The sequence below is a fragment of the Deinococcus aerophilus genome (assembly GCF_014647075.1).
In the GTDB taxonomy this organism is placed as follows: Bacteria; Deinococcota; Deinococci; order Deinococcales; family Deinococcaceae; genus Deinococcus; species Deinococcus aerophilus.
The window spans coordinates 1-17,166 of the sequence record NZ_BMOM01000009.1 but is presented as its reverse complement, the minus strand read 5'-3'; the positions used below and the strand labels follow the sequence as shown (position 1 = coordinate 17,166).

Below are 17,166 nucleotides of genomic sequence, written 5' to 3'. Positions count from 1 at the left end.
CCTGCTTCTGAATCTCTTTTGCGAACCTACCGCGTCTTCGGATCGAGTGCGTCGCGCAGACCGTCCCCGAACAGGTTGAAGGCCAAGCTGAACAGCACGATGAAGGCGGCGGGAAACACCAGCACGTACCAGTATTCGGGTTTGAGCCACGCGCGGGCAAAGTCCACCAGCTGTCCCCACTCGGAGTACCCCGGCTCGAAGCCCAGGCCCAGGAAGCTCAGGGCGGCGATGCCCAGCGGCACGGTCGCGAGGTCCAGCACGGCGATCGTGAACACGGTGGTTACGCTGTTGGGGATGATGTGCTTCAGGATCATGCGCATGTCGCGCGCACCCAGGCCGCGCGCAGCGTCCACGTATTCCAGCTGCCGGGTCTTCAGGACGTCGCCGCGGATCACGCGGGCGTACGAGGCCCAGCCCGCCACGCTGTAGGCAAAGATGATCGGCCAGGTGGGGTCGCCGCCCGGATTCTTGGCCCGCAGGATGGTCAGGATCACCACGGTCAGCACCAGGCCCGGCATGGCGAACAGAACGTCAATGAAGCGCTGGATCAGGTTGTCGATCCAGCCGCCATAGAAGCCGCTGATGGCCCCGATCAGCACGCCCACGAGCAGCGTGATGCCCACGATGGTAAAGGCCATTTTCAGAGCGGTGCGGGTGCCCCAGATCAGACCATAGAAGATGTTGTAGCCGTTAACGGTCCCGAAGGGCGCGGTGGCTCCGGCAACCGAGTTGGGCGGCGCGGGTTCCTGCGCAAAGCTCAGACGCTCGATCTTGTAGCAGCTGGCCGGCGGCACGAAGATCGCGTTCCAGAACGGAGCGGCCAGCGGGTTGTAGATCTGGCTCTGGCTGGTCATGCCCAGGTCGCGCAGGCAGTTGCCGGTGGGCCGGGCCACCAGCGGCGCGAACAGCGCAAGCAGGGCGAACAGCAGTGTGATGATCAGTCCGCCGATGGCGAGCGGATTGCGCCGCAGCTTGCGCATGGCCGGGCCGGTCCAGAACATCTGGAATGCGCCGCGTTTTTCAAGGGCAACGGGGGCAGAAGTGGTCGTCATGCCTGTCCTCCTGGCAGGTGCGCGCGCATCAGTGGAACCTCACGCGCGGGTCGATCACGCCGTACAGGATGTCCACGGCGGTGCTCATCACGACCACCAACAGGGCCGAGAGCAGCGTGAAGCCCAGCACGCCGGCAATGTCCAGCTGCAGCGCGGATTGCACAAACCACTGCCCGATGCCGGGGTAGGCGAAAATGGTCTCGGTGATGATCGAGCCGCCCAGCAGCCCGATCACCAGGAAGCCGCCCAGCGTCACGATGGGCAGCAGGGCGTTGCGGCGGGCGTGCTTGCCGTTCACCACCCGCGAGGACAGGCCCTTGGCCCGGGCCGTACGCACGTAATCGCTGGTCAGCACTTCCAGCATGCTGTTGCGCATCACCTTGACCAGGTTGGCGCTCAGGACGATCATCAGCGTCACGGCGGGCAGGATCATGTGGCGCAGCGCGTCCCAAGCGATGTCCCAGCGGCCGTTGAGCGCGGCGTCTATCGACATCATGCCGGTATAGCGCCGCAGGTCGCCCACGGCAAACTGGTTGATGATCTCCAGCTGTCCGGCGCCGGGCAGCCAGCCCAGATACGCATAGAACACCGCCAGCAGCACGATGCCCAGCACGAAGGTGGGCAGACTGTAGCCAAAGACCACCAGCACACGCAGGATTTGGTCAAGCAGCTTGTCCTTGTGCAGGGCGCTCAGCGTGCCCAGCCAGATGGACAGCAGCAGAATGGGAAGCGCGGTGACCAGCGTCAGCTCAATGGTGTTCGGCAGACGTTCCTGGATGGTGGGAATCACGTCCTTGCCACTGGCCTTGGAAAAGCCCAGGTCGCCGCGGATGGTGTTGGAAAACCAGCGCCCGTACTGGACCGGAAAGGGGTCGCGCAGGCCGCGTTCCGTGATGATCTGTTCCAGACGTGCGGCCTGCTGTTCGGAACGGATGTACGGCGCGGCGCGTTGCTCGGGCGACAGCAACTGTGTCAGCCCGATGACGATGACGGACAGGACAAGCATGACCAGCGGAATCTGGATCAGCCGTCGGATGGTGAAGTTCAGCATGCGGGGGCCTCGGGTTCAACGGATGAAAAATGACAACGGGTCGGGCGGACAGCTTGACAGCCAGGTGCAGAAGGTTTGCCAAGTATAGGGCGAGCCAGTCTACACAAGGACACGGTCAAAGCAAAAGGGCCCTCAAGCACAGAAGGCGGGCAGGGACACCCGCGTGGTGACTCCCCTGCCCGCCTGTGAAGAACCTGTCAGGTCCTGTTGGCGCTTACTTCTTGGACAGATCCTTCCAGTTCAGCGACGTCATGGGGTTGAAGCCGGCCTTGGTGATCGGCGCGCCACTGAGTCGGCTGCTCTGGAAGGTGTAGTTGACCGGTGCGGGCACCAGGATGAACGGGGCCTGCTCGTAGGCACGGTTGCCGATGAGGCTGTACAGGCGGTTGCGCTCGGCGACGTTCACGGTCGAACGGGCCTGCTTGAGCCACTTGTCCACGCTGGCGTCCTTCCAGTTGGCGCGGGGGCTGTAGTAGCCGTCCGAGGCGTAGAAGGTGTACATGAAGTTGTCGGCGTCGGCGTAGTCCGGAGCCCAGCCGATCAGGATCATGGCTTCCTCGCCCTTCTTGGAATCGGCGAGCATTTCAGACCACTGCTTGGACTGGATGTTCACGCGGAACTTGGGGTTCAGCGACTCGATGTTCTTCTTGAGGATTTCCATGGCCGTCTGGGCCCCGACCGAGTTGGCGCGGTAGTTGGCGGTCAGCGTGAAGCCGTTCTTCCAGACCTGTCCGCCCCAGGCGCGCTTGAAGTACTCGGTGGCCTTGGCGGGGTCAAAGGTGTACTTCTTGACCTTGGGATCGTAGCCGGGGAAGCTGTCGGGCATCAGCATGGTGCGCTGCATGCCCTGGCCCTTCTGCACGTCCTTGATGTAGCCGTCGTAGTCGAAGGCGTACGAGAAGCCGCGGCGCACGTTCACGTCGCTGAAGAAGTTGGCGGGAATGCCCTTGCCGTCCAGCTTGCCGCTGCCCAGCAGGGAGTTGCCCTTGCCCTGGATCTTCTCGTTCATGAAGATGGCGGTAGAGGTGGTGTTGGGCAGGCCGTCCACCCAGGTCACGCCGGGCTTGCCCTTGATCTGCGCCTCGTCCACGCTGCGGCCGCCGCCTTCGATGATGTCGGCGTCGCCGCGCAGCAGCGCCTGCTGACGGGCCGCGAGCTCAGGCACCTTCTGACGGATCACGTTCTTGATGCTGGGCTTCTCGCCCCAGTAGCCGTCGAAGGCCTGGAACAGGTGGTTGTTGGCGTCGGCGCGCACCAGACGGTAGGGGCCGGTGCCGTTGGGCTGCTTGCTCAGGTTGCTGCCGGTCAGGTCCTTGCCGATCCAGTCCTTCCAGGTGGCCTCGGTGCCGTCCCATTCGCCGATCTTGGCGCTGTAGGCCTTCTCGACGATGGCCTGACCGGTGTAGGCGAGCTTGGCCAGGAAGGCGGGGTCGACGGCGGGCAGCGTAAAGACCAGCTGACCGGCGTTGTTGCACTCCACCGACTTGTCGATCTTGGCCCAGGTAATGCTCTTGTCGTCGGCGGCGTTGCTCTGGCTGCCGGTCAGGCTCTCGGCGATAAACCAGTTGCCGCTCGCGCCGCTGTTGGTCACGAGGTTGCGCTCGATGGTGTACTCGGCGTCGGCGCAGGTCATGGTGGCGCCGCTGTGGAACTTGACGCCCTTGCGCAGATCGAAGGTGTAGGTCTTGCCGCCGTTGCTGACGGTCCACTTGGTGGCCAGCTGGGGCACCAGCTTGGTCAGGCTCGCGCCGTCATAGGTCAGCAGCGTCTCGTACATGTTGTCCACGAGCGCCGAGGAGGACGTGTCATAGGTCACGCCGGGGTCCATGGTGGGGACGTCTGCGGCGGACTGAATCACCAGGGTGTCGGCCGGGGACGCGGCCAGAGCGGCGGAAATGACGAGCAGCGAGCTGAGGGTAACGAGTTTCTTCATGAAGCCTCCTGAATAGGGTTGACCGGTAAGGAGCGAAAAGGCCGGTTGTGAAGCCAGTAAGTCCGTTCCAGCTGCCTACCTGTCTGTGTTAGATCGCCGCGCATCATAGCGTAGGTCTAACGGCTTAGGTGTGAACTCGGTTGGAAGCGGCGGTGGGGGGGGCGGGCGGCCCGGACGCCGGGCGAAGAGACCAGCGCAGGGTCACCTGCGCCGCGCACCGGGGACGGTATCTGCCATACTGCGCCGCGTGAAGAAGCGCATTCTGCTGCTGGCGGGCGGCCAGTCCGGGGAACATGAGGTCAGCTTGAGCAGTGCCCGCAGCGTTCTGAATGCCCTGCCGCGCGACCAGTTCGACGTGACGCCGGTGGCGATCAGCAAGCAGGGGCGCTGGCTGCCGCCCACCGAGACGCGGCAGGCCCTGGAGTCGGGGGCGGCGGTCTCCGGCGGCGATCTGGTGCTGCACCGGGTGGCCAGCGCCGAGGGTTACGACGCCGTGTTTCCCCTGCTGCACGGACCGATGGGCGAGGACGGCACCATCCAGGGGCTGCTGACCCTGGCGGGCATTCCGTTTGTGGGCAGCGGCGTGCTGGGCTCGGCGGTGAGCATGGACAAGGTGATGACCAAACAGGTGCTCGCCTCCGCGGGCATCCCGCAGGTGGAGTGGCGGCTGGCTGTGCGCCGCGAGTGGCACGGCGACCCGGAGAGTGTGCGGGCGCGTGCCGCAGAGCTGGGCTACCCCCTGTTCGTCAAGCCGGCCAACCTGGGCTCCAGCGTGGGCATCAGCAAGGTGCGCGGCCCCGAGGAGCTGGACGCGGCCCTGACGCTGGCCTTCGGCCTGGACCGCCGCGTGATTCTGGAAGCCATGACCGCCCACAAACCCCGCGAACTGGAAGTCGGCGTGCTGGGCAACGACGCGCCCATCGCCAGCCCGGTGGGAGAGCTGCGCTTTGCCTCCGAGTTCTACGACTACGAGACCAAGTACACCGAGGGCCGCGCCGAGGTCCACATTCCCGCGCCCATCCCGACCGAGGTGGCCGAACGGGTACGTGAGGGCGCCCTGCAGGCTTTCCGGGCGCTGGACTGCGCCGGCCTGGCGCGGGTGGACTTCTTCTACGTGGAAGAGACGGGAGAGTTGCTGCTCAACGAGGTGAACACCATGCCCGGGTTTACCCAGACCAGCATGTATCCCAAGCTGTTCGAGGCGTCGGGGCTGGGCTACAGCGAACTCGTCACGCGGCTGGTGGAACTCGCCCTGGATGAGCGCTAGGGGCACAGGCCGGGGCGGGGGGTATTTGCTTGCTCCCCCCGCCCTCTGGTGGCCCTGGGTGGTCGTCCTGGGAACCGCCGGGACAAATATACCTTACTAATCCGAGTGGTTTGCTTAGGATTCAGGACATGCGAAACGTGATTCTTGCCACCACCGCCCTTGTTCTGACCGGCACGGCCCTGGGCCAGTCGGGGCAAACGCTGACGGTGTATTCGGGCCGGGCCAAGACCTTTGTGGAACCGCTGGTTCAGCAGTTTGAAAAGCAGACGGGCATCAAGGTCAACGTGCGCTATGGCAGCGACGCCCAGTTGGTCGCCGCCCTGCGTGAGGAGGGCAACCGCAGTCCCGCCGACGTGTTCTGGGGCAACTCGGTGGGCGCACTGGGCGAACTGGCGAGCGAGGGCCGCTTCGTCAAGCTGGGCACGTCGCTGACCCGCAACGTGGCGGGCGACTATCTGCCGGCAGACCGCTCGTGGCTGCCCACCACCGTCCGGTTCCGCACCCTGGCCTACAACACCGACAAGATCAAGCCCGAACAGCTTCCGGACAGCGTGCTGGACCTGCCCAAGATGACTGCGCTCAAGGGCCGCATCGGCTGGACGGTCGCGTACCCCAGCTTTCAGGACTTTCTGGCGGGCATGATCGCCCAGCACGGGGAGGCGACCACCCGGCAGTGGCTCGAGGGCATGAAGGCGCTGCAGCCCAGGGATTACAAGACGAGCAACGTGGGGATGCTCGAAGCCATGCGCTCCGGCGAGATCGATGTGGCCCTGACGAACCACTACTACATCCAGCGCGTGAACCGTCTGAGCTACCCCATCGACACCTACTTTTTCAAGAACGGCGACATCGGGAACCTGGGCAACGCGACCGGCGCGGCCATTCTGAAGAGCAGCAAGAACACGGCCACGGCTTCCCGCTTCCTGAGCAGCCTGGTGGGCAAGGACGCGCAGACCTTCTTCCTGAGCGTTAACTTCGAGTACCCGGTGATCGGCAACATCCTACAGCCCACCACCATGCGCCCGTTCAGCGAGGTCACCAAGCGCAGCCCCAAGCTGGATCCCACGGCCCTGCCCAAGAACATCGAGAAGGCCCAGAAGCTGCTGCGCGACGCTGGACTGCTGTAACCCCCTCAGACGGATTCCACCCAATCTCTTTTGATGAGGCCCGTACCGTTGATGTCCGGTACGGGGCTCACGTGTGGTCCACTGCAGCGTGGAGGTCCTGGGGGTGCTGATCGGGGCAGCAATGGCGGTCGCCGTCCTGCTGCCGAGCGTGGCCCTGCCGCGCCTGTGGGCGCGCGGATTGGCTGTGCTGGGTTTTGGGACCCTGCTGGTGGTGGGCGCCGTTGTGCTGTCGGGCGACCGGATGGAGCGCAGCTTTGGGCTGGTGTACCTGGCCGGGAGTGTGCTGGCCGCAGGGGTGCTGGCGCTGCCCCGGCGGCTGCGCTGGGCGGCTTGGGAGCCGCTCTGGGTCAGTCTAGGTTTGGGCCTGGCTGCCCTGGCACTGCTGATTGCGGGAGGCGTGGGACTGGCTGCGCTGCTGTCGGTGGTGTGGTCCTCTGGTCCGCAGGCGGACGTCTCGATCAGGACCGGAGTCGCCCAGGGGGTGAGCAACGGAGTCCTTCTGACCGCTCCGCCCACGGTGCTGGTTCTGTCCCTCTGGGGCTGGCGGAACCGCGTGCGGTAGCGGCCCGTGACCCTGAGTCCGTGGCCTTCACCATCCAGACAAGTTCGCAGCAAAGAAAACCCGAGTATTCCGGTCTGATAAAGTGGCATGATTGACGCCCGGATCTGCATTGGTGCCCGGCTCCATCCCTCCCTGCCATGACCCGAAGACTTCCCTTCTCCCTGTTGCTGCCCGCCCTGCTGACCATGCTGGGGGTTCTGGTGCCGCTGTCTTATCTGGGTCTGCGCGCACTGGGGGCCGATGCCGGGGAACTGCGTGAAATCGTCTTTCGTTCCCGGAATCTGGTCCTGGCGGGCAACACCCTGCTGCTGAGCGCCTCGGTCCTGCTGACCACCTCGTTGGTGGCGTTGCCGCTGGCCTTTCTGGCGGCCCGCAGTGACCTGCGCCCCCGCCGGCTGCTGACGCTGCTGGGCGTGCTGCCGCTGGCGATTCCGGGCTATGTGGGGGCCTACGCCCTGATTGCGGCGGGCGGGGCGGGCGGGGCGGTGGACACGCTGATCGGCTGGCGGATGCCGGTGCCGGGCGGCTTCTGGGGAGCGCTGCTTGTCCTGACCCTGTTTACCTTTCCGTACCTGTTTCTGAACCTGCACGCGGCCCTGCGTACCCAGGACCCGGCGCTGGAGGACGCAGCCCGGCTGCTGGGGCGCAACCGCTGGCAGACCTTCTGGGGGGTGACCGTGCCGCACCTGCGCCCGGCGTGGCTGTCGGGCGGCCTGCTGATTGGCCTGCATACGCTGGGAGATTTCAGCGTGGTGAGCCTGATGCGCTACCCGACTTTCAGTGCGGCGATCTACCAGCAGTACACGGCGGCCTATGACCGGGTGTACTCCGCGTGGCTGGCACTGGGATTGCTGCTGCTGACGGGAGCCGTGCTGTGGCTGGAGGGCCGGTTCATGCGCGGCGTGTTTCTCTCGCGGACCTCGCCCGGCGGAGCGAGGCGGCCCGGCACCGTCCGGCTGGGTCGCCTTCGTCCCCTGGCGTGGGTGTTCGTGACCCTGCTCGCGGCCGTATCGCTGGTCCTGCCGCTGGGAACCATGCTGTACTGGCTGGGTCTGGAGGGCAGTCCGTGGCTGTGGACAGAGGTGCTGGACGCCCTGCGTTCGGCGCTGGGAGCGGCGGCGCTCGCGGCCATCACGACGACCGCACTGGCCCTGCCGCTGGCCGTGATTGGCAGCCGGTTCCAGGGGCGCTGGCCGCGGCTGATCGAGCGCATTGCCTATCTGGGATATGCCACGCCGCCGCTGGCCTTCGCCCTGGCCCTGATCTTCTTCGTGTTGCGGGTCACGCCGGCGCTGTACCAGACCCTGCCGCTGCTGATCATCGCGTACACCCTGCACTTTGTCGCCGAGGCCATCGGCCCGGTTCGCAGCGGGCTGGTGCGGGCCACTCCCCGGCTGGAAGAGGCCGCCCGCGTGCTGGGCGTTACCCGCAGCGGGGCGCTGCGCCGGGTCACGCTGCCCCTGCTGGCGCCGGGCCTGCTGGTCAGCGCCGCTTTCGTGTTTCTGAGTGTGCTCAAGGAATTGCCGCTGACCCTGCTGCTCTCGCCCATTGGTTTTGAAACCCTGGCCCGCAATGTCTGGTCCTACACCGAGGAGGCCCAGTATGCCAGCGCCGCTCCCTACGCGCTGACCCTGGCCGCCATCGGAGGCCTCCTGACCCTGCTGATTCTCAGGCGGGACCGGGAATGAAGGAAGTTCCCATGACCATGACTGTGATGACCCCCGAGCCGTCTGCCCCCAATGCCGCACCGCACCGCGCCGCTTCCACCGCGCCGCCTGCGCTGGAACTGCGGCACCTCAGCAAGCGCTTTTCCGTGCACCGTTCTGGTTCTGATCTGCCCTCTGTGGTGGACGACCTGAATCTGCAGGTGGCGCCAGGCGAGCTGTTGACCCTGCTGGGGCCTTCGGGCTGCGGCAAGACCACCACCCTTCGCCTGATTGCAGGACTGGAGGAACCCGACGGCGGCGAGGTCTGGATCGATGGACGCAACATGACGGCCCCGTTCCAGCCGCCGGAGCGCCGGGGGGTGGGGCTGGTGTTTCAGGACTACGCCCTGTTTCCGCACTTGAGCGTGCTGGACAACGTGCTGTTCGGGCTGCGCAGGCTGCCGCGCGCCGAGCGGTTGCCCCGCGCCCGTGAGACGCTCTCGCTGGTGGGCCTGACCGTGTTCGAGTCGCGCATGCCCCATCAGCTCTCGGGCGGACAGCAGCAGCGCGTCGCGCTGGCCCGCGCGCTGGCGCCGCGGCCCCGGCTGCTGCTGCTGGATGAGCCGTTTTCCAACCTGGACGCCCAGTTGCGCCACGCCACCCGCCAGGAAGTGCGCACGATCCTGCGCCGCAGCGGTGTGGCGGCCATTCTGGTTACCCACGATCAGGAAGAGGCGCTGGCGTTCAGTGACCGGATCGCGCTGATGCGGGCAGGGCAGATCGAGCAGCTCGGCACGCCCCAGGACATCTACACTTGGCCGCGCACGGCTTTCGTCGCCTCCTTCCTGGGCCGCAGCAACCTGCTGTCCGGCACCGTGCAGGCCGGGGTGGCGCGCACGCTGCTGGGCCCGGTGCTGCTGGAAGACCTGGGAGCCGGGGAAACGCTGCAGGAAGGCGATAATCCCGTGCCGGACGGCCTGCAGATGATCAGCCTGCGCCCCGAGCATCTGACCTTTACCGATGACCCGTCCGGAGCCGAGGCCGTGATCGTGGCCCGGGAGTTTGGGGGACATGCGGTGACCTACACGCTCTCCCTGGGCCAGCACGAGGTGCTGCTGCACGAGACGGGCCACCCTCTGCGTGCCGAGGGCGAGCGGGTCCGGATTCGGGCCGCGCGGCCGGGCCGGGCCGTGCGCTGACGGTCCCGCCGGCCCCTCCCGAACACCGCCCCTGCCTAAAGGTTCGGTCAGAGTCGGCTCCGGGTGGGCGGCCTACACTGTGTCCTGTATTTCTATATCCGGGTACGGCCCACGGGGCGCTGCAGTGCCCCGGTCCGACATTGCCCCGGCTCGACGGCACCTTTCTGCATCAACCTTCCTGCACCCAAAAGAGGCGAACACTATGGACTGGAAAAATCTTCCTGGCGGCGGCGGCGGCATCGAGGACCGACGCGGAGCGGGCGGCCTGCCCGGCGGCGGCATCGCGGTGGGCGGCATCGGCGGCCTGATCATTGCCCTGGTCGCCATGTTCTTCGGCATCGATCCCGGTGCGATTCTGGGCGGTGACGGCGGCCAGACCCAGAGCCAGACCCAGACGCAGAATTCATCTCAGGGCAGTGCGGCCACCGACGAGAACTATCAATTCGTCAAAAAGGTCTTGCAGAGTGCCAATGGCGTATGGAGCGACGTCTTCCAGGAGGCGGGCCGGACCTACACGCCCGCCAATCTGGTGCTGTATACGCGCGGCACCCAGAGCGGCTGCGGGGTCGCCAACTCGGCGGTCGGGCCGTTCTACTGCCCGCTGGACAACAAGGTCTACCTCGATACCAGCTTCTTTGCCATGATGGACCGGCAGCTGGGCGGCGGCGGCGACTTCGCGTATTCCTACGTGGTTGCGCACGAGGTCGGCCACCACGTCCAGAACGAGCTGGGCATCGCCGATCAGGTGGAGCGCCAGCAGCGCTCTGCCCGCAGCGAGGCCCAGGCCAACCAGTACAGCGTGCGGCTGGAGTTGCAGGCCGACTGCTTTGCGGGCGTGTGGGGCAACCGCGTGCGGGAACAGGCGAGCATCACCCAGGCGGATGTGCGCGAGGCAATCAGCACCGCGCAGGCCATCGGCGACGACAACCTGCAGCGGCAGTCGGCGGGCCGGGTGGTGCCGGATTCCTTTACCCACGGCAGCAGCGAGCAGCGCACCCAGTGGTTCATGACCGGCTTTAAAAGCGGCGACGCCAACAAGTGCGACACCTTTAACCAGGATTACAACCAGCTGTAGTCGGTCTGTGGGGCCTGGGGAAGACGGGTGCGGGAGAAGATCCTGCACCCGTCCCTGCCTGTTCCCGGAACGTGAACTGGCTCGCCCCGTTCCCGTGCCGGATGCGCTTTGCTGCTGTGGATGCTGGGCGACGGAGCAACGGAGGACTGGACGGTGGCCGGGGTGCGGGTGCAGGTCCGGCGCAGCGCGCGGCGGCGTACGGTGGCGCTGCAGGTGCGGCCCGGCGAGGTCGTGCTGTACGCCCCGGTTCATGTACCGGCCGCCCGGTTGCAGGACTTTCTGGGCGAGCGGCGGGCCTGGGCGGCGCGGCACCTGGCACAGTACGCGGCCCGGCCGGTTGTGGGCCGGGCCTTTGGGGACGGCGCGGCCCTGCCCTTCATGGGCGAGTGCCTGACCCTGCGGCTGGACCCCGCCTGCAGGCAGCCCCAGCGTGTGGGACCGGACCTGCGGCTGCCCGGCCCCCCGGAGGACGCGGAGCGCTGGGTGGAGGCCTGGACGCGGGCGGCGTGTCTGGAGCCGTACACGGCGCTGGTCACGGCCTGTGCCCGGACCCTGGGCGCAGAGGAACGGCTGGGCCGGGTGCGGGTCAGCGGTGCGGGCGGACGCTGGGGCAGTTGCACCAGCCGCGGCGACATCCGACTTCACTGGCGGCTGTCGCGCGCACCGCTGGAGGTGCTGCGGTACGTCGCGCTGCACGAGGCCGCGCACCTGCTGGAACTCAACCACTCGCCGCGCTACTGGGCGCTGGTGGCCCGCGTGATGCCTGAGCATGCGGCGCAGCGGCGCTGGCTGAAAGAAAACGGCCAGCTGCTCTAAAGCTGCTCTGAACCTCAAAGCCATTTGATGTTAAGCCATAAGGCCCCTGAACGCCCCCCTCACGCGCTGCGGACCGGGACTTTCTAGGGTGGGGCTTCAGGAGGAACACGTATGCCCCATGTCACCGTCGGCCAGGAAAACACCCACCCCATCGAGCTGTATTTCGAGGATCATGGCAGCGGTCAGCCGGTGGTGCTGATCCACGGCTATCCCCTCAACGGCCACTCGTGGGAGCGTCAGACCATCTCCCTGCTGGAGGCCGGATACCGGGTCATTACCTACGACCGCCGGGGCTTCGGGGCGTCCAGCCAGCCCACCACCGGTTACAACTACGACACCTTTGCCGCCGACCTTAGGGCCCTGCTCGAGCACCTGGACCTGCAGGACGTGGTGCTGGTCGGTTTCTCGATGGGCACCGGGGAGGTCACGCGGTACCTTGGGCAGTACGGCTCAGACCGGGTAAGCAAGGCCGTGCTGATCGGCTCGATTCCTCCCTTCCTGCTCAAGACCGACGACAACCCCGAGGGCGTGGACCGCAGCGTGTTCGAGGGCATCGAGCAGGCCATCCGCAAGGACCGCTTCGCGTACCTCACGGACTTTTTCAAAAACTTCTACAACACCGATGAACTGGGCGGCAGCCGCATCAGTGAAGAGGCCATCCGCGCGAGCTGGAATGTGGCGGCGCGCGCCTCGGCCACGGCCACGCTGGCGTGTGTGGCGACCTGGCTGGAGGACTTCCGCCCGGACGTGGCCAAGATCGATGTGCCCACCCTGCTGATTCACGGAGACGCCGACCGCATCCTGCCCATCGAGGCCACCGGAGCGCGTCTGCCGGACCTGATCAAGGGCAGCGAATATGTCGTGGTCAAGGGCGGGCCGCACAACATCCTGTGGACCTTCCCCGACGAGGTGAACTCGGCCCTGCTCGACTTTCTCAAGAAGTAAGGCCGGTCCAGCAAAAGGAGCCCCCTCAAGGTACGGAGGGGGCTCCTTGCCTGCGGGCCCTGCTCTACAGCGCGGGCATCGGCGTGGGGCCGGGGGTGGGCAGACCCGGCGTATCGGGGTTCTCGCTGGGGTCGGGCACCGGCATGCCCGGCAGATCGGGGTTGGCAGGTGGATCGCTGATAGGGCCGGCGCCGCCCTCGCCGGGCATGCGTTCGGGCATCGGGGCCGGGGTATCGGTCGGTTCGGTCGCCGGAGCGGGGGGACGGTCGTAGGGTCCGGTCATGGGTGGGGTACCTCCATTGCAGATGAGTGTCCCGCAGCCTAGTCCTGGCGGTGGGCAGGCAGTCAAGAAGAGCATGAAAGGGCCTTCACGCCTCAGCGGGATGCGTCACAGTCGCCTGTCCGGCGCTCAGCGCACACTGGTCTATGTCCAACTTCAACCGTTCTGTCCTGAGGGCCGGGCTCCTGACGGCGGGCCTGCTGGGCCTCACGACGGCCCAGGCGGCGCCGACAGTCACCTTCCAGCCCTTCGTGGGGGGGCTACCCCAGGTCACTTCCCTGGTCCACGCCGCAGACGGTTCGGGCCGCCTATACGCCGCACAGCAGGACGGACGGGTACAGGTGATCGAGAACAGCCGCGTGCGGAACACCCCGTTCCTCGATCTGCGACCGCTCACCCGTGCGGGTGGGGAGCGCGGTCTGCTGGGCCTGGCCTTCGATCCGGCGTACCGAAGCAACCGCCGCGTATACGTGCATTACACCGATCAGGGCGGCAACACGGTGCTGGCACGCTACAGTGCCGCGCCGGATTTCAGCCGCGCCGATCCGGGCAGTGCGCGGGTGCTGTTCACGGCGAAGCAGCCCTATGGCAACCACAACGGCGGGCAGCTGGCCTTTGGCCCCGACGGTTTTCTGTACCTGGGCCTGGGGGACGGGGGCAGCGCCGGCGATCCCCAGAACAACGCGCAGAACCTCGCCTCGCCGCTGGGCAAGCTGCTGCGTTTTGACGTATCTGGTGACGCCGCCCGGCCCGCTGCTGGCAACCCATTCATCAGCCGTTCGGGAGCCAACCCCTATATCTGGGCCTACGGGCTGCGCAATCCGTGGCGCTTCAGCTTCGACCGCCAGAGCGGCGACCTCGTCATCGCGGACGTGGGCCAGAACGCCTTCGAGGAGGTGGATGTTCAGCCGCGCACGAGCAAGGGCGGCGAGAACTACGGCTGGCGCGTGCGCGAGGGCCGGGTGTGCTACGAAAAGAACTGTGGCAATCAGGGGTTCGTGGCCCCGGTGCTGGTATATGGCCGCAATGAGGGTCAGAGCATTACCGGCGGTTACGTCTACCGGGGCAAAGCCGTTCCCGCGCTGAAGGGGCAGTACGTCTTCGCCGACTTCGCCGCCGGGACCGTGTGGGCCGCGCCGGCCCAGGGCCGCACCTGGGAAAAAACGACCCTGGGTCGCGTCAGCAATCCCAGCACCTTCGGCGAGGACGAGGCCGGAGAACTCTACGTGGCCGAGTACGGCAGTGGCCGCATCCTGAAGCTGGCCGGGAAGTAGACCAGCCACGCAGGCGGCGCGGACCCTGGTTCAGTCCGCGCCACTTTCTGTCGATCCGGAAGGGAAGCGCTGGTCGTTCAGCGGTCCCCCACGCTCAGCGGTACTGCGCGGCCACTTCCCGCGCTTCCTCGCGCTCGGCGAGTTCCTGACGCTGCACCGCGCTGACGGCGTCGGCCAGCGCTTCTTTCAGTTCACCCAGGCCCAGCTCGGCCAGAGCGCTGACCGGAACCCCCCCGGTGCGCTCGGTCTCGCGTTCCAGCGTGCCCGGCTCGGCGGCGTCGGCCTTGTTCAGGGCGACCACGGTGGGCATCTCGACAAAGCCCAGGTCCTCCAGAATGCGGTTCACGGCGTCCAGGCGGGTGTCGGCACCGGGACTGGCGGCGTCCACCACGTGCAGCAGCACGTCGGCGTCCCCGATCTCCTCCAGGGTGGCCCGGAAGGCACGCGTCAGGTCCTTGGGCAGGTCACGGATAAAGCCCACCGTATCGGTGAACACCACCGGCCCAATTCCTTCCAGGTATCCCTGACGGCTGGTAGGGCGCAGCGTGGCGAACAGCTTGTTGGCGGCGAGCACGCGCCGGGGTTCCTCGGCGGCGTGGGTAAAGGCATTGAGCAGTGTGGACTTGCCCGCGTTGGTGTAGCCCACGATGGACACCACCGGCACGGCGTTGCGCTCCCGGCTCTTGCGGCGTTCCTCGCGGCGCAGAGAGACGCCTTCCAGTTGCTTTTCCAGAAAGCTCAGGCGGTCGTTGATGCGCCGGCGGTCCAGCTCCAGCTTGGTCTCGCCGGGACCGCGCGTACCGATGGCCCCGCCCGCCGCGCTGCCCCCGCTGCCCCCGATGCGCGAGAGCTGTGCGCCTGCCCCGAGCAACCGCGGCTTCATGTAGCGCAGCTGGGCCAGCTCGACCTGCAGCCGCGACTCGACGCCCTGGGCATGCAGCGCAAAGATGTCCAGAATCAGCTGCGTGCGGTCGATGACCTTCAGGCCGGTCGCCGCCTCGATCTCGCGGGCCTGCGCCGCCCCCAGTTCCTGCCCGAAGATCAGCAGGTCGGCGTCCAGGTGGTAGGCCTTGCTCGTGAGTTCCTCGAGCTTGCCTGCGCCCACCAGGGTGCCGGGTTTGAGGTTGCGGCGGTAGATCAGCTCCTTGTACACCACCTCGGCCCCCGCGGTGCGGGCGAGTTCGCCCAGTTCCTCCAGGCGCTCCTCAGCGTCAAATTCACCCTGGTCAATCTGCACGAGCAGGGCGCGTTCGCGGTCCTTCTTGGCCTCGCGGGTGCGGCTGGCGCGGGCGATCTCTTCTTCCAGCGCCGCGACCTGGGCACCCAGGTCAAATTCGTCAATCTGGTACACGGGAACGGGAGGCAGGATGCGCCAGTCCTCTTCCTCGCCGACCGTGCCGGGCGGGGTCAGGTGGGCGGTGTGGACCGGGCCGGGCTGACCCTCATTGCGCGCCTCGATGACGCTTACTGCGTCCAGCCGGTTCAGGAACAGCGTGGAGAGGTCGCCCTTGCTCAACGCCCCGCCCTTGGGATGGGCATGCAGCAGGTGGTAGCCCGCCAGCCGGTTCTCGCCCGCGCGGAGGGCCGGCAGTTCGGCGCCCTTGGCATCGGCAACCGAGACACTCAGCACCCGGCCACGCCGGTCGATCAGCACGCTGACCTCGCGGCGGACGTCACGCGACAGTTCAGCCAGCGTGCGGGCGAGTTCGGGAGTCCCGACCCGGCCCGGCTCGACACGGCGGCGGTACAGGTTGCCCAGGGATTTCAGCTGTGCCGGGCGCAGGCCCGAGGTATTGCCATGAACTTTATCTATATGGAGTCACATCCTTTTCTGGGGGGTGAAGTGGGGTGCAGCTTGTGAGAACCGTCCGGCAGCACAGATCCAGGGTCGCCAGGCCCGAACATCGTTCGCGCGGCGGGGGACGGCGGGGTTCGGTCATTGGTCTCAGGATAACGTTGCGTGGCTTTTGCAAAGGTGTGCAATGCCTTCAGGAGACCACCGAACACGGTCTTTTTCAGGGCTGGATCATCGTGTGTTCAGGGTAGGGGAGCGGGGGGGCGGGGCGCATCCGCCGCCTGGCGTACCCTGGGGCATGACCGATCCGGCCACCCTGCCCGAGCTGCTGCGCGAGACCCTGCGGGAAGTGCTGTACGGTCCCGGCGGCGGGCCGCTGCGCTCGGGGCTTTTCAGTGAGGGCGAGGCGGGCCTGCTGCGGACCGTTCACGCCTTGACCTTCGTCCAGGCCACCGCGCCCGTCGCGCCCGGACGTCCCACGCCCGCGCAGTACACCGCTCACGTCCGCGAGACTCTGGAGTTCACGGCCCTGCAACTCGCCGATCCCCACGCCCTGCTGCCCCAGGGAGGCGACGTCTGGACCTTCCACCCGGCCCATCTGCAGGCGTGGCGCGCCGAACTGGTGGCCCTGGCCCGCGCCGGTCAGAGCCTCTATGACGCGCTGTATCTGCCGCTGTCGCCTGAGGGCCAGCGGCTGGCCCTGGGCGGAGTTACGCACGCGGCGTACCACACCGGGGCGCTGCGTTTTCATCTCGGCAACCTGCAGGGCGGCAGCTAGGCACGTGGCAGCCAGGCACAGGGCCGGCAGGAATGCGAAAGCCCCCGACGGTGGGTCGGGGGCGTGCGTCTGGCGAAGAGGGTGGGATTCGAACCCACGGTACAGTTGCCCGTACTTCAGTTTTCGAGACTGACCCATTCAACCACTCTGGCACCTCTCCGCGCCGGGTAAAACATGGGCAAGCGGGAGTGTAGCACGGAGCCGGGCCGGGCGGGAAGTCCCCCTCGGCGGTGCGCTGCCGCCCGCGCTCATTCCTGCCTCAAACTACGCAGCTCCGCGCTCTGCCGGGTAGAGGGTTCAAGGTAATGACGCGTTGTAGCGGTGGAGAAAGAGCCAGATCAGCAGCTCCAGATTGGCTTGCTTGCG

The 17,166-nt window shown here is 66.8% G+C and carries 15 protein-coding genes and 1 tRNA gene; 10 read left to right on the top strand and 6 right to left on the bottom strand.

Going from position 1 to position 17,166, the window contains the following annotated elements; all coding sequences use genetic code 11:
• Positions 1 to 26: 26 nt before the first annotated feature.
• From IEY21_RS07480 to IEY21_RS07470, 3 genes are all read right to left on the bottom strand, one after another.
• Entirely contained in the window at positions 27 to 1,052 is a 1,026-nt protein-coding gene (locus IEY21_RS07480) for an ABC transporter permease (protein WP_188902980.1), read from the bottom strand.
• 28 nt (positions 1,053 to 1,080) lie between these two features.
• On the bottom strand, positions 1,081 to 2,103 hold the full coding sequence (locus IEY21_RS07475) for an ABC transporter permease (RefSeq protein WP_188902978.1): 1,023 nt from the start codon (positions 2,101 to 2,103) through the stop codon (positions 1,081 to 1,083).
• Between the two features lie 214 nt (positions 2,104 to 2,317).
• Positions 2,318 to 4,036 carry an ABC transporter substrate-binding protein gene (locus IEY21_RS07470; RefSeq protein WP_188902976.1) on the bottom strand — a complete coding sequence of 573 codons (1,719 nt, stop codon included), beginning with the start codon at positions 4,034 to 4,036 and terminating at the stop codon, positions 2,318 to 2,320.
• Positions 4,037 to 4,283: 247 nt separating this feature from the next.
• Between IEY21_RS07470 and IEY21_RS07465 the strand changes: the two genes are divergently transcribed.
• The 8 genes from IEY21_RS07465 to IEY21_RS07430 all read left to right on the top strand — a co-directional run bounded on the left by IEY21_RS07465 (position 4,284) and on the right by IEY21_RS07430 (position 12,673).
• Positions 4,284 to 5,303: a D-alanine--D-alanine ligase family protein gene (locus IEY21_RS07465; protein WP_188902974.1), complete on the top strand. Its 1,020-nt coding sequence runs from the start codon at positions 4,284 to 4,286 to the stop codon at positions 5,301 to 5,303.
• Between the two features lie 128 nt (positions 5,304 to 5,431).
• Positions 5,432 to 6,430: an extracellular solute-binding protein gene (locus IEY21_RS07460; protein ID WP_188902972.1), complete on the top strand. Its 999-nt coding sequence runs from the start codon at positions 5,432 to 5,434 to the stop codon at positions 6,428 to 6,430.
• A 73-nt stretch (positions 6,431 to 6,503) separates the two neighbouring features.
• On the top strand, positions 6,504 to 6,992 hold the full coding sequence (locus IEY21_RS07455) for a hypothetical protein (RefSeq protein WP_188902971.1): 489 nt from the start codon (positions 6,504 to 6,506) through the stop codon (positions 6,990 to 6,992).
• 137 nt (positions 6,993 to 7,129) lie between these two features.
• Complete coding sequence (locus tag IEY21_RS07450; RefSeq protein ID WP_188902969.1) at positions 7,130 to 8,680, top strand: ABC transporter permease; 1,551 nt, start codon at positions 7,130 to 7,132, stop codon at positions 8,678 to 8,680.
• Between the two features lie 11 nt (positions 8,681 to 8,691).
• Complete coding sequence (locus IEY21_RS07445; protein WP_308424829.1) at positions 8,692 to 9,837, top strand: ABC transporter ATP-binding protein; 1,146 nt, start codon at positions 8,692 to 8,694, stop codon at positions 9,835 to 9,837.
• Positions 9,838 to 10,039: 202 nt separating this feature from the next.
• Entirely contained in the window at positions 10,040 to 10,912 is an 873-nt protein-coding gene (ypfJ, locus tag IEY21_RS07440) for a KPN_02809 family neutral zinc metallopeptidase (protein ID WP_188902967.1), read from the top strand.
• Between the two features lie 108 nt (positions 10,913 to 11,020).
• Positions 11,021 to 11,728 (top strand): M48 family metallopeptidase, encoded by a 708-nt coding sequence (locus IEY21_RS07435; RefSeq protein ID WP_229752960.1) that lies wholly within the window; start codon positions 11,021 to 11,023, stop codon positions 11,726 to 11,728.
• Positions 11,729 to 11,839: 111 nt separating this feature from the next.
• Positions 11,840 to 12,673: an alpha/beta fold hydrolase gene (locus IEY21_RS07430; protein WP_188902965.1), complete on the top strand. Its 834-nt coding sequence runs from the start codon at positions 11,840 to 11,842 to the stop codon at positions 12,671 to 12,673.
• 64 nt (positions 12,674 to 12,737) lie between these two features.
• Here the strand turns inward: IEY21_RS07430 and IEY21_RS07425 are convergent, their stop codons facing one another.
• A complete protein-coding gene (locus IEY21_RS07425; RefSeq protein WP_188902963.1) occupies positions 12,738 to 12,956 on the bottom strand; it encodes a hypothetical protein in 219 nt (72 codons plus the stop codon).
• 143 nt (positions 12,957 to 13,099) lie between these two features.
• Here IEY21_RS07425 and IEY21_RS07420 point away from each other — a divergent pair, with 143 nt between their 5' ends.
• On the top strand, positions 13,100 to 14,227 hold the full coding sequence (locus IEY21_RS07420) for a PQQ-dependent sugar dehydrogenase (RefSeq protein WP_188902961.1): 1,128 nt from the start codon (positions 13,100 to 13,102) through the stop codon (positions 14,225 to 14,227).
• Between the two features lie 94 nt (positions 14,228 to 14,321).
• Here IEY21_RS07420 and hflX read toward each other — a convergent pair whose 3' ends face one another.
• On the bottom strand, positions 14,322 to 16,040 hold the full coding sequence (gene hflX / locus IEY21_RS07415) for a GTPase HflX (protein WP_188903120.1): 1,719 nt from the start codon (positions 16,038 to 16,040) through the stop codon (positions 14,322 to 14,324).
• Between the two features lie 280 nt (positions 16,041 to 16,320).
• Here hflX and IEY21_RS07410 point away from each other — a divergent pair, with 280 nt between their 5' ends.
• The gene (locus IEY21_RS07410) at positions 16,321 to 16,800 is read left to right on the top strand and encodes a hypothetical protein (protein WP_188902959.1); all 480 of its coding nucleotides are present in this window, start codon (positions 16,321 to 16,323) and stop codon (positions 16,798 to 16,800) included.
• Positions 16,801 to 16,870: 70 nt separating this feature from the next.
• Here the strand turns inward: IEY21_RS07410 and IEY21_RS07405 are convergent.
• Positions 16,871 to 16,960, bottom strand: a tRNA-Ser gene (locus IEY21_RS07405).
• Positions 16,961 to 17,166 lie beyond the last annotated feature (206 nt).